12 protein-coding genes are annotated in these 12,240 nt (G+C 72.2%); all 12 read right to left on the reverse strand.

All coding sequences use genetic code 11. The annotated features are described in order from the left end of the window. Nucleotide 1 precedes the first annotated feature (1 nt). Genes ACFYW8_RS14975 through ACFYW8_RS15030 form a run of 12 tightly spaced genes read right to left on the reverse strand, consistent with a single transcriptional unit; the run spans nucleotide 2 to nucleotide 12,238 of the window. Complete coding sequence (locus ACFYW8_RS14975; protein ID WP_261702319.1) at nucleotides 2–367, reverse strand: GPW/gp25 family protein; 366 nt, start codon at nucleotides 365–367, stop codon at nucleotides 2–4. A 19-nt stretch (nucleotides 368–386) separates the two neighbouring features. Then, on the reverse strand, nucleotides 387–1,025 hold the full coding sequence (locus ACFYW8_RS14980) for a phage baseplate assembly protein V (protein ID WP_389073385.1): 639 nt from the start codon (nucleotides 1,023–1,025) through the stop codon (nucleotides 387–389). A gap of 13 nt (nucleotides 1,026–1,038) precedes the next feature. Then, a complete protein-coding gene (locus ACFYW8_RS14985; protein ID WP_389073388.1) occupies nucleotides 1,039–2,220 on the reverse strand; it encodes a hypothetical protein in 1,182 nt (393 codons plus the stop codon). After that, on the reverse strand, nucleotides 2,220–2,537 hold the full coding sequence (locus ACFYW8_RS14990; RefSeq protein WP_389073391.1) for a hypothetical protein: 318 nt from the start codon (nucleotides 2,535–2,537) through the stop codon (nucleotides 2,220–2,222). Before ACFYW8_RS14990 ends, ACFYW8_RS14985 begins: the two co-directional genes overlap by 1 nt. 14 nt (nucleotides 2,538–2,551) lie before the next feature. Next, nucleotides 2,552–3,301, reverse strand: a complete 750-nt coding sequence (locus tag ACFYW8_RS14995) for a hypothetical protein (protein ID WP_365874667.1) — start codon at nucleotides 3,299–3,301, stop codon at nucleotides 2,552–2,554. A gap of 8 nt (nucleotides 3,302–3,309) precedes the next feature. Further along, entirely contained in the window at nucleotides 3,310–5,106 is a 1,797-nt protein-coding gene (locus ACFYW8_RS15000; protein WP_389073395.1) for a hypothetical protein, read from the reverse strand. A 1-nt stretch (nucleotide 5,107) separates the two neighbouring features. Beyond that, nucleotides 5,108–6,949 (reverse strand): hypothetical protein, encoded by a 1,842-nt coding sequence (locus ACFYW8_RS15005; RefSeq protein ID WP_389073400.1) that lies wholly within the window; start codon nucleotides 6,947–6,949, stop codon nucleotides 5,108–5,110. A gap of 5 nt (nucleotides 6,950–6,954) precedes the next feature. Further along, complete coding sequence (locus tag ACFYW8_RS15010; RefSeq protein ID WP_389073406.1) at nucleotides 6,955–8,604, reverse strand: hypothetical protein; 1,650 nt, start codon at nucleotides 8,602–8,604, stop codon at nucleotides 6,955–6,957. A 28-nt stretch (nucleotides 8,605–8,632) separates the two neighbouring features. Further along, complete coding sequence (locus tag ACFYW8_RS15015) at nucleotides 8,633–8,806, reverse strand: hypothetical protein (RefSeq protein ID WP_261702311.1); 174 nt, start codon at nucleotides 8,804–8,806, stop codon at nucleotides 8,633–8,635. Next, the gene (locus ACFYW8_RS15020; RefSeq protein WP_365874675.1) at nucleotides 8,803–9,597 is read right to left on the reverse strand and encodes a hypothetical protein; all 795 of its coding nucleotides are present in this window, start codon (nucleotides 9,595–9,597) and stop codon (nucleotides 8,803–8,805) included. The genes ACFYW8_RS15015 and ACFYW8_RS15020 overlap by 4 nt, the downstream gene beginning before the upstream one ends. A 10-nt stretch (nucleotides 9,598–9,607) precedes the next feature. Further along, nucleotides 9,608–10,078 carry a phage tail protein gene (locus ACFYW8_RS15025; protein WP_365874677.1) on the reverse strand — a complete coding sequence of 157 codons (471 nt, stop codon included), beginning with the start codon at nucleotides 10,076–10,078 and terminating at the stop codon, nucleotides 9,608–9,610. A gap of 54 nt (nucleotides 10,079–10,132) precedes the next feature. Beyond that, on the reverse strand, nucleotides 10,133–12,238 hold the full coding sequence (locus tag ACFYW8_RS15030; protein WP_389073413.1) for a phage tail sheath subtilisin-like domain-containing protein: 2,106 nt from the start codon (nucleotides 12,236–12,238) through the stop codon (nucleotides 10,133–10,135). Nucleotides 12,239–12,240: the final 2 nt, after the last annotated feature.

Consider the following 12,240-nt stretch of genomic DNA (forward strand, 5'->3'; position numbering starts at 1 on the left):
CCTACACCAGGGGGACGATCATCTCGGCGGACACCGGCTTGTCGCTGTGCACATAGCTCAGCAGCAGCCGCAGTCCACCGTCCGAACGGGACAGCCGGGCCCGGGTGACGACGACGCGCCGTTCCCACCGTACGACCGCCTCGTGCGCCTGTTTGCGGAGCAGGTCGGCGGTCACGTCGTCGTCCGGCTCGTGGACCAGCGTGTGCACCCGGGTGCCGAAGTCGCGCAGCATGGGCCGTTCGCCGAGCCGGGTGCCGAGCAGGATCCGCAGGTCGTCGCGGATCTTCTCGGTGCCCTCGGTCCAGGCGATGCCACCGGTGTGCGGGTCGATCCGGAACGGGAACGCCGCTCCGCGGGCGTCGGCCATGGGGTCTCCTTCATTTCGTTCACTTCACGACGGCGGACCGGCTCAGGTGGACACCGGGCTGCAGGACGAGCGGTGCGAGCTGGGGCGACGGGGAGCCGGGCGGGCCGTGGACGTGCGTGAGCAGCTGGCTCCACAACTGGCCGAAGCCGTTGCCGAGGAGCGTCGGCTCGCTCGCGCCGCTGCCCACCTCGACCTTCGACCCGTCCAGCACGATGTGGTCGGCGCTCACGCGCACGCTGCCGTCGGACTCGATCGAGACGGAGGCGCCGCCGCTGTGCCGGATCAGGATCCGTTCCCCGCCGCCGGTGTCGGTGAGGTCGACGACGTGCCCGGCGGTGGTACGGATGACCTGGTGGTCGGGCGGCGTCACCGCGGCCTCGGGCGGGACGGCGTCCGCCGGGTACCAGACCCCCACCCAGATCGGGGCCCGGGTGTCGCCGGCCGCGAACTCCACCCATACGTTGGCGTCCTTGGGCGGCACGAAGAAGTGCCCGTGCGGGAAGCACGGCTCGGCGGTGACGAGCGCCTCCGGTCCGAAGATGTCCGGCACGATCACCCGGATCCTGCCGCGCCGGCCGTCGTCGGTGTTGTCGCGCACGATCCCGCGGTACTTGCCGTAGTAGTTGCCGGTGTGCCGGGTCAGTTCGTCGGACAGCATGTCGGGCCTCCTGTCACCGGGTCGCGGTGATGTGGGTGAAGTAGCTGGAGTCCTGGCGGTCGCCGACCAGGTCGCGGGTGTACACGTGGTTGACCTTCGTCAGGTACCAGACCCCCTCGGCCCAGGGCGCGAGCCCGGTGATCCGGAGCATCGCCTTGGCCCGCAGCAGCGCGTTGCCGACGGCCTTGCCCCGGCCGCTCATCCCGACGATCCGGGTCGGGTCGACGCTCACGCGGTTCCTGGCGTCCTGGGCGGTGCCCGCCGCCTTGCCGACGACCCGCTCGGCCGGTGTGGTGAGCCGGCCCTGTGCCACGGCCGCCTTCCCGGTCAGCGCCTCGATCGCCGCGCGCATCTGGTCCGACGCGGCCGGGGCGCGGCCCGTCTGCGGCGCGGCCAGCAAAGGCCGGGGCGGGGCGACCGGCGCCGGCTGGTCCACGAGCCGGCCGGTGTCCGGATCGACGGTGCTCGCCGAACGGACCGGGAGCGCGCCGGAGCTGATCCGCTCATAGGTGAACGTGACCAGGTCGCTGCCCACCCGGCAGTACCGCAGCGTGCCGATCGGCTCCGAGGCCGCGATCGCGGCGATGGGCCGGAACGAGAACTGTGACTCCTTTTTGTCGGTCAGTTCGACGTACGCCAGGCAGCCCTGGCCGCGGGCCTGGTCCAGGATGAAGTCCCAGACCGAGGTGGCGACATAGCGGCCGGCGCCGCGGGCGTCCGGCGCGGTGTCGTCGACCGGCTCGATCCTTCCCACCGTGATCCCGGTGCCGGTCGCGGTGACCAGCCGGCGGAGCAGGGCGCTGAGCGGTTCGCCGGTGTTCCATGTCTCGGGGGCGAACGGGGTCTGCGCCAGCCGGTGGCTGTAGTCCCGGGCGGTCAGTTCGATGTGCTGCCCCTGGGGGCCGGCCAGCACCCGGCTGCTCACCACGACCCCCTCGAACAACGCCGCGTGCTGCATCTGCCGGCCCAGGTCGAGCCGCACCACCAGGCCCTCGAACAGGGCGTGCGCGAGCACACCCGTGGGGTCGTCGAGGACCACCTTCGCCTCGTCCGTGAGCCGGTCGTGGTCCTCCACGGCGACCGAGCGCACCGGCACCGTGACGTCGGCCAGGTCGCCCGGGCCGGTGCCGATCCGCACGGTGGCGAACGGGGCCCGGTTGTCGCCGCCCGTCGGGGGCGGGATCGGTACGGTCATCAGAACACCCGGTCCCGGCTGACCTGGCCGATGTCCTGCGAGGCCGGTACCGACAGCGCGGCGCCCGGCCGCAGGTCGAGCGGGAACGCCACCGGGTTGGCGTCGGCGATGCGCCACCACACCTGGCTGTCGCCGAAGTAACGCCAGGACAGGTACTCGATGTCCTCGACGCCGGTGACCCGGTGCTCGTAGGTGATGTCGCCGGCGGCGGGCGGCGTGTACCGGCGGATCGCCACGGTGGCCCGCGTGCTGCCGGTGGCGTCCACGGCCGGGTAGACCGCCGCCTGCCGGTACCGCGAGGTGATCGACACGGACATGATCGGGTGCCCTCTCAGAGTTCGAAGATGTTCTGCACGAGACCGGCGCCGGGTACGGCCTGCAGCCAGTCCTGGAAGTCCAGTTGCCCGTAGGACTTGCCGACCTCGACCAGCCGGCCGAGCACGTCGAGGCTGGTGGTGATCGACGCGGTCTGTTCGTTGAGGGTCAGGCTGACCTCGGCGCGCTCCGGCGTGAGGTCGGGCTTGAACTTGGTGATCTTGATGTTGAGGTCGGTCATCACACAGTCCAGGTCGATGCCGCCGAGCTTGAGCGTGCACACCGGTGGCTGGGCCGGTGGACAGAAGGTCTTGGCACCGCTGAACCAGGCGAGTACGTCGTTGACCGGGTCCCAGGCGGGGTTCATGAACGAGCGCAGCACCGCGAGGCTGGGCTCGATCCGGCCGCCGAACCGGGCGTCGTCCGACGCCGGGCCGTCACCGCTCTGCTGCGCCGGGATGTCCGGGAGGGACCGCGCGTCGAGGGCGAAGTCCAGCGCGAACGAGCGCGGCTTGCCGAAGTCGGCCTCCAGCGCCTTCGTCCCGACCAGCGAACTGCCGATCTCCTTCAGGTCGGTGGCGATCCCGCTGACGTTGCCGAAGCCCTTGGACGCCGCGGTCTGGTCGAACGCCCAGTTGCCGAGGCTGGTGGTCTCCCGGTAGGCGAAGCTCTTCTTCTCGGACAGCAGCTCCGGGTTGAACTGGAACCGGAAGATCAGCGGCGGAATGGCGATGAGGTTGGCGAGGTAGCCGGCGGTGCGTGCCATGACGACTCCTAGATCGGTAGGGGCAGCCGGCTGCCGCCGCCGCGCTGGTCGTAGTCGAACCACATCCGGGCGTGCTGGTCGATGTCGTCCGACGGGGCGGTGGAGAGGGCGGGTTCGGTGGTGGTCCAGGTGACGGTGGGTGTCGCGACCGGTCCGGGCGCGGAGCTCTCCACGTCGACGACCACCTCGTCGATCTGGACGGTGGCCCGGGTCCGGTCGGCCGACTCGGCCGCGCGGCGCGGTATACCGTCGTGACCCGCCGGGCTCGCGAAGTGGCCGGTGATCGAGGACAGCAGGCCGTCGAGTCCGCCGTGGGTCAGCCATGCCTCGTACGCGTTCGCGACCGCGGTCAGGCCGGTCTGCGGTGTCGCCGCCTCGCCGACCACGAGTCGGTCGGCCAGCCGTGCCGACTGGGTGCTGACGTCGTCCAGAGCGCGGCCGAGGCGCGCGTCGGACAGCTGGGTCTCGGCCCGCGCGGCGGCCTCCAGGGTGGATCCGATGGTGCGCAGTCCGTCCGAGAGCTGTCCGGTGCCGAGGTCGAGCGCGTCCGTGCCGAGCTTGCGCACCTTGCCGAGCGGCTCGGTCAGGCCCGCGATGAACGCCGGATCGGACAGCGCCGCGGCGAAGTTCGGTGGCGCGGGCCGGACGGCCACCGGGCCCGCGCTGTCGAAGGAGGTGGCCGGGAAGCCGAGTTCGGCCGCCTTGGTGAGCGCGTTCTGCTGCTTGTCCGACACCTGGGTGTCGGTCAGCAGCTGGAAGACCAGCGGGAGCACCGCGGGCAGGATCCGGACCAGATGCGTGATGATCCGGAACGCCCGGAGGTCCCCGAGGTTGCGCAGGACCGCGTCGATCGTCGGGATCAGCCAGTTGAGCAGACCGTCCACCGTGGTCCGGACGGCGTCGCCGAGCACGACGCCGATCCGCAGCACCGCGATGAGCGCCTGCTGGACGCCGTCGAAGACGCCGCCGATGATCCCGTCCACCGTGGATGCCAGGACGCCTACGACGGTGGCTCCGACCCGGGCCACGACGGCCACCGTGTCCAGCGCGAGGACAAGGAGCGCGCCGCGCAGGAGCAACGTGACCCGCAGTCCGAAGCGGAGTGTCTCGGCGATCCCCTGCCGGATGTCGCCGAGCCGGCTGATCAGCAGCGTGAGCGAGCCGACGGCGATGGGCAGCGCGAGGACCAGGCCGTCCACGACCTTCGCGACGGCGTTCAACAGGGTGGTCGCACTGCCCAGTTGGTCGACCGGCGGCCGTGCGCCGACGGGCGGGGCACCGGCGGCCTGGAACAGCTTGGTGAGCGAGTCGACCGCGCTCTTGATGCTTTCCAACTGGGCGATCAGGCCTGTTGCCGGGCTCGGTGGAGCTTCGGCGCCGGGTGCGGGCTTGGCCGTGGGGGTGACCGCGGGTCCGCCGATCATGGTGAGGATGTGCTCGACGTGCTCGGCGAGCCTGGCGATGTCCTGGAACGACCAGACCAGCCGGAACTGCGACACGGCGCCGCCCGCGGCGCCGCCGATCAGGTTGCCGACGAACCCGCCGAGACCGCCCAGCAGTCCGGAGAGGAAGTCGCCGAACCCGCCGCCGGGCGCCAGGTCGTTGATGTTGACGACATGGACCTTGAGGGCGCCCTCGTACATCGGCGGTGCGCCGAAGTTCGGCCCGGCGGTGATGACGGACGTGAACGCGAACGTGCCGTAGGTCGAGGTGGCGCGCTCGATGTCCTCCAGGGCGCGGCGCCCGAACCTGGTCTGGGTGAGCAGCAGTCCGAGCTGGGTGATGAGTTCCCCGGTCTCGTCCATGTCAGACCCGCACCCCCTCGGTGAGGACGCGCAGCCGCCGCTCGCCCGTGCGGAAGGCGTCCCGGACGGCGCCTGCGAACGCGGCGGCCACCGCGTCTGCGAGGTCCTCGTCGAGGTCGCCGCCGGCGCGGACGCGCAGGGTCAGCCGGGGCAGGACGACCCGCCCGAGCGCGGCCCGGCGCAGGATCCTCGGTGACGTGGGGAGCGGCTCGCCCGCGCGGTCGACCAGCCCGCCGACGTACCCGTCGATGACCGCGCCGACCACGACGAATCCGCCGCCCGCCAGCCATGATTCGAACATCCGCGCGAGCCGGTCCGGTGGCGGGGCCGCGCTCTGCCGCCTGATCTCGTCGCCGAACACCCGGTCGGCGAGCACGACGGACTGGTCGCCGATCCGGTCCAGGCCCGGGAGCCGGCTCGCGTCGCGCTGTGCGGCGAGGCTCGCGTCGGCGAACCTGCCCAGACCGGTGGCGGTGCTGGTGAGCGCTCCCCGGACGGCGGTGCGCAGTCCGTCGCCCAGCGCACCGACCGCGCCGGCCAGGGCGGGGCCGAGCGCCGGGTCGACCAGGCGCGGGAAGTCCGAGTGGAAGGCGAGGGGCGGGCCCTCGGGGAACGCGGGCAGGAGCACCTGCCCGGGGCCGTGGGTGTCGAACAGCGCGTCCAGGAGCAGGCGGGCGCGGCGGAGCTGCCGGTGCGCGTACGGCCACAGCACCAGCGGGCTGCGGCGCACCCGTTTCCGGACCCAGTCCAGGACGTCCGAGAGGGTGTTGTAGAGCTTCCGGTTGAGTCCGGTTCCGGGCTCGTCGAGGAGGTCGTCGAGCGAGAAGGCGGCCACGTTCGCCACGAACGTGTCGCCGATCCCCGGGATCAGGCGGGCCAGGTTGAAGTCGAACGCCGTGGTGACGACGAACAGCGCCACGCGCATGAACCGGACCACGCCACGCAGCGCGTAGCCGAGCGCGCCGACGAAGTCACGGATCCGGGTGCCGAGTGCGGTGCCGAACGCCAGCAGGACGCGCACCGTGAGGTCCAGGTGCGAGCCGAGCAGTCCGGCGATCCCGCGGGTCAGTCGCGTCGCCGTGCCGATCAGACCGGCGAACCGGGCGTACGCGGTGCTCAGCGCGTCGCGCCGCAGCTCCAGCACGGCCTGGAACTGCTGCTGGAGGGTGCGCCGGACCACCGTGCCGAGTGCGCCCAGCAGCGACTCCGCCACGGCGGGCAGCAGCGCGACGACCGCGATCCCGGTGGCGATGCCCGCCGCGATCCCGTCCAGTGCCCCGGCCGGTGACGCCGGGGACGGGGAGGGCGGCGGTGTCTCGGCCCGGTGTGCCGGCACGAAGGGCCGGAGCTGGTCGGTGAACCGTTCGAGCTCGCCGCCCTTGACACTGGCCTCCGAGAAGGCGCGGAAGGCCACTACGGCGACCGCGACGAGGTCCGAGCTGTCGAAGAGGGCCGGCCGCGGCGCCGCGGCGGACGCCGAGGCGTCCAACGCGGCCACTACCGCGAGGAGCCGGCTCAGCAGGCCGGGGATCGCGTCCGCGTCGTCGAGCCGCAGCGGCCGGGTCAGACCGGCGAGGAACGCGAGCCCGGCGTCGGCGAGGCTCGGCACGGGCGCGGTCCGGGTGAGCGCACGGCGCTGCGACGGTACGACGCGCAGCGTCACCGCGCCGTCGACGAACCGCAGGACGGGGAAGCGCGCGGTGGCCCGGTCGGCCTGCCGTCCGGCCAGCAGCCGCCGTTCCAGTACCGGTCGCACGGCGCGCCGTGCCACGCGCATGGCGTGTTCCTGGGCGGCGAAGGCCCCGGCGAAGCGGGCCGCGGCGGCGGCGAAGTCGATCGGCATCGCCATCACCCGCCCGCGCCGGTCAGGTAGGGCTGTTTCCGCAGCCGAGCCAGGAGCCCGTCCTGGAAGCGGCGCACATCGTCCGGGTCGGCGCCGGGCACCCGAAGGCGCAGGGTGCGCACCACCGGCCGGAGCACGTCGCTCTCGGGGAGCTCGGCGACCGGGAAGTCGGAGAGCAGCCGGTCCACCTTCTCCCGCACCGGGCCCGCCAACGCGGCCGGCAGCAGGTGGTCGACGATCGCCTTCAGCGGCGTGAGGTCGACAGGCGCGCTCAGGAGGCGCGGCGGCTCCGGCAGGGCCGGTCCGGTCACGGCGGGAACCCGGACGGCCGGGACCCGCACCACGAACGGCTGTTCGGCGACGGGCGCGGGGGGCGGCACCGTGAGGTCGGGCAGCACGGGGAGTACGGGCAGCCCCGGGAAGGAGACGGACGGCAGCTCCGGCAGCGCGGCGAGCAGCGGCGCGAGCCGGCCCGGCTCGGACGGTGACGCGGGCCCGCCCTGTTCGGACGGTGACGCGGGCCCGCCGGGCTCGGACGGTGACTTCTTGGCCTTCGCCGGTACGGCGTCCAGCGCCGCCTTGAAGACGTCCGCCTCGGTACGCAGCGCGGTGACGGCCCGGACGGTCGGGTGCCCGGTGATCAACGCCCCGGCGAACGCGCCGAGTTCGGCGGGAAACGTGCCGGCGGAGAGCTTGCCTCCCACCGCCGGGAGAGCGGACTCCAGTTGGCCGAGCCCCTTCCCGAACGCGGCGCCCGCGGCGGTGAGTTGTGTCCGCAGCACTCCGGTCACCCGGGTGAGGAGACGGTCGGCCGAGAGCGCGCCGTCGACCTGGGAGGTCGCTCCCGCGGCCACCTCGCCGATCGCGGTGGCCGCCCCGCCGGCCAGCGAGGCGAGGCCGTTCATCAGCGCGGCGACCGGTGCGAGGGCCGGCCCCACCCGGACGACCAGGAAGGCCAGGGCGCCGAGCGCCTGGCCGGACAGCCGCCCGAGCCGCGTCCCGACGATGACAAGACCCGCCGTGAGCGGGTTGCGCGTCCGGTCGCCGAGCACCTGGCCGATCACCTCCCGTACGGCGATGAACAGTCGGGTCAGGGACCCGAACAGGTCGTAGGCGGCGCGTACTTCGCGACGGTCGCCGAGTGCCGCCAGCAGGCCGTAGCCGAAGCCCGCGGCGGCAAGTCCGCCGCCGACCAGGACGCCGGTGCCGACCGGCGCGACCACCAGGCCGACGGCGAGCAGGAACGGGACGAATCCCCACAGCACCGCGGCGATCAGCGTCTTCCAGCTGAAGTCCGTGAACCTCGTCAGCAGGTAGATCCCGGCCGCGGCGTACAGCGGGTCGAGCGCCATGCCGGCGACCTTCCCGGCGAGCCCGAGCAGCGACCCCACGGCGTTCGGGCCGCCCTGGCTCACCGGCACCGAGCGCTGGGCGGCCGCGAACCGCTCCTCCAGCCGGTCGATGTTGACGATGTACCCGCTCAGGTTCAGCCGGGTGAGGGGGGTCTCGAACCCCCACCAGTGCACCAGGAAGGCGGCGCGGGCGCGTTCCACGACCACCGACTCGTGGTCGACGATCTCCAGCCACGGTGTCAGGGCGCGGACCGTCGCGCACAGCGAGCGGGTCAGCCCGCGCAGCAGCATGATCACCGGCATCGTGTCGGCCCTCCCCTCCGTCAGCTGGTCAGTTCCGGTCGCGGGCCGCCTCGACCTGGGCGTTCTCCCGCTGGATCTGCTCGACGAGCAGATCCACGAACTCGCGCCGGTCCCCGGCGGCCATGTCCATCAGCTCGCCGTAGGGCCAGTGCAGGTGGTAGCCGAGAAAGAAGACCTCCCGGCGGAGCTGGTCGAGACTCACTCCAGAACTAAAAAATTCGTCATGTCCAAGGTGGCCCGCAGCTCGTGCCCGCAGGCCGGGCAGTCCAGCTCGCGGATCAGGTCGATGCCCGGCGCGCCGTCGTTGAAGGCCCGGTCGATCAGCCGCCGGTCGGTCAGGGTGAGATCGGCCAGGATCTTCGGGCCGAGCGCCTCAAGACGGTGCGGCGGCAGGTCGCCGAGGGAGCGCAGACAGCGGGCGAGCAGCGCGTTCTTGCCCAGCGACGCGTTCTTGCGCAACTGCGGTGCCGCCGCCGCCTCGTCGTCGCCACGCGCCAGGCGCAGCGTCATCGCGGTGTGCACCGACCCGTCGCGGTCGACGTACCCGTCGAGGAGTTCGACCACCACGTCCTGCGGCGGCTCCCCGTCGGCGAGCGGGCGCACCGGCAGCGTGTCCAGGTCCTCGGTCTGCTCGAAACGGTCACCGCAGGACGGGCAGGTGTAGCCGGCCTTCAGCTCCGGCCCGAACGTGAAGCTGCGCAGCCGGATCAGCAGGAAGTTGCGGTCCAGGGAGTACATGGCGTCGATGTCGGCGCGGCGTACCTGCTGCAGGTCGCCGAGCCGCACGACACAGCTGTGCAGCAGGGCGGTGACCAGCCGGCCGCCGTTGCGCTGGTTGGCCGGGTCGGCGAGGAGCGCCTCCTCGCGGCCGGTCATCTTGCGCAACGTCACCTGCCGGTGCGTCTGTCCGTCGTGGTCGACGTAGCCGATCGGGAGGGTGACGTCCAGTTCGCGGACGCCGGCCCGGCCGGGCGCGGTATCGGTGAGGGTCATCGTCGGGCTCCTAGGAGACGCGTTCCAGACCCTCGTGCTCCAGCACGATGGTCTGCAGGAAGAGGTTCGTCGACCCGGCTTCGAGGTCGGTGAACTTGGACGACTTGACCCACGCGCCGTAGAAGGCGAACTGCAGGACGACATCCCCGAAGTGACGCTTGACGATCATGCCGTTCTTGCGCACCGAGGAGCCGCCCTGCCGTGGGGCGTTGAGACGGAACGTCTGCTGGAACCAGTCCAGGAACCGCTTGTCGTCGGCGCTGCCGTCGACCCGCCGCTCGATGGTCAGCGGCTCGAACTTCATCTTCGCGGCGGCCAGTTTGTACACGTGACCGCTGCCGCCGTCCGGTTGCTCGATCGTGTCGAGCTCCCCCTCGCTGAGCCCGGACACCTTGCTCACACCGGGACTCTCCACGCCCTCGATGACGAGGACGAACTCGTTGGCCCGGTAACCCTCGTCGAAGTCGTTGACCCTGGGCATGACCGCTCCTCACTTTCCCTCTGCTGGGACTGTCCGGTGGACCGTCAGGTGGACTCAGACCTCACTGGTCGTGGCGCCGCTCGCCTGCTGGCCGACGGTGATCACGATCGTCTCGGCCGGGCGGGACGGGTAGAACAGCACCTGGACCTGCAGCAGACCCTGCTGCACCTGGTCCGGCGGGTTGTTGGTGGCGTCGACGGTGACCTTGAAGGTCTGGTCGGGGCTGCCGGTGCCGAACGCGCCCTGGCGCCACAGCCCCATCAGGAACGGGGTCACGGTGCCGAACTTGACGGCGCTCCACAGCGATTCGCGGTTGGGCTCCTGCCGTGCCCAGCGCAGTCCGGTACGGAGGCTGCTCTCGACGAAGTTGAACAGCAGCCGCACGTTGACGTAGCGCCAGCGCGGGTCCGAGCTGAGCGTCCGGGAGGCGTCCACCACGATCCCGGCCCGCGGCACCGGCCGGATGCCGTTGACGCCGCCGTTGACCACGAGGTCCGTGTGGTCGGCGTCGGAGAGGCGGGTCTCCACGTCCAGCACGCCGAGCAGGTTGGCCTCGTCGCCGGCCGGTGCCTTCCAGATCCCGCGGGTCGCCTCGATCCGCGCGCAGACCCCCAGCACGTGCCCGACCGGCGGGAGCGTGATCCGCGGGCTGGTCCCGGTGCCGATCGGGTCGGGTACGACGATCCACGGCCCGTACAGCGCCCCGTACGCCTTCCTCGTCTGCAGCGCCTGCCCGTACGCGACCGCCTGCCCGGCGGCCACGAAGCCCTCCGGGACGGAGCCGACGAACAGGGCGTCGCCCCGGCCGGCGCAGTAGGCGAGGGCCGCCTGGGCGATCGCGGTGTCGGTGCGCTCGCAGCACACCAGCTGGACGTCGAACGGGTCGAACGCGAAGAAGCCGGTGCGGGTCGCGGGATCACCGATGAAGTGAGCGGCGGTGGGGGTGCCGTCGGCGCCGCCCTGCAAGGACAGGAAGCCGTTCGTCGGGGCCGGCCGGTCGGCTCCCGGGCTCGGCGTGCCGACGTCGACCAGCCGTACGTAACGCGATCCGGAGAGCGGGTTGTTCAGCACGGTGGGCGCGTAGTTCGCGGCGCCGGGCTCCATCGACAGCCCGGTGTACGTCTCGACGGCGTGGTCGGGGTCACCGGTCCCCCGCGCGATGGTCAGGTCGAACTCGGCGTTGGAGACGGTGACCGCGCGCAGGTCGGTGAACGCGCCCGGGTTGGGCAGATCCGGCGCCCAGGTGACGGCGCCGCTCGCCGGGTCGACGGAGAGGAGCCGGACGCGGGCGGTGGTGGCGTTGTCGGTGACGACGATCGCGTCGCCCACGTCGAAGCCGTCCGGCCTGGCCAGTTGGGTGCCTTGGGCGCTCAGCGCGACCGGCGTGCCCTGGACCGGGTTGGCCATCACGGCGAAGCCGAGCGCCGTCGCGTCCGCGGTGACCTGGAGCCCGGTCCAGCCGCCGCCGACCGCGGCGCGCTCGCCGGTCGAGGTGAGGACCAGCGCGTTGCCGCCGCTGAGCGAGGCGACCAGCAGATGCGTCTGCCGGTTGACCGCGTCGCGGATCTCCTGCCGGGTGGCGGCCGCCGGGTTGGCGAAGTCGGTGGCGGCGAAAGTGAGAGCGGTCGGCGTGCTCGCGCCGTCCACCTTGACCGAGAGGGTCGGCGGCGAGGACATGTTGACCGTCGCGGCGAGCGGGGAGCCGGTGACCGTGGCGCGTGCCGACTCGCGCAGCCGGGTGGACGCCGACGCGCTGAGCGCCGTCCGCACGAACAGCCCGCGACCCCACGCGCCGGGGTCGGCCTGTCCGCGGTAGCCGGCCTCAAGACGCAGAGTGCCGTTGGTTCCGCCGGTGTCGGGCAGCGTCCGGCTCGCGACCGCGTCGGCGGCGCTGAGCGTGGGGTCGACCACCCGGTTGACGTACGCCGTCTGACCGCCGTTGTCGAAGAACCCCTTCACCAGGTACGCGCCCAGACCACTGGCGAAATAGCTGCCGAACTGGGCCACGAACTGCACGAAACTGGTCACCCGTACCGGGGTGTTGGGTACGCCGCGTTGGGTCAGCACGTTGAACGCGCCGACCGAGACGGCGGCACCCGTGACCGTGGGCGCCTCGGTTCCGTCGGTCTCGATGACGTTGACGCCGATGTTGAAGGCCATCG

Source organism: Streptomyces sp. NPDC002742 (genome assembly GCF_042888885.1).
GTDB lineage: Bacteria > Actinomycetota > Actinomycetes > Streptomycetales > Streptomycetaceae > Streptomyces.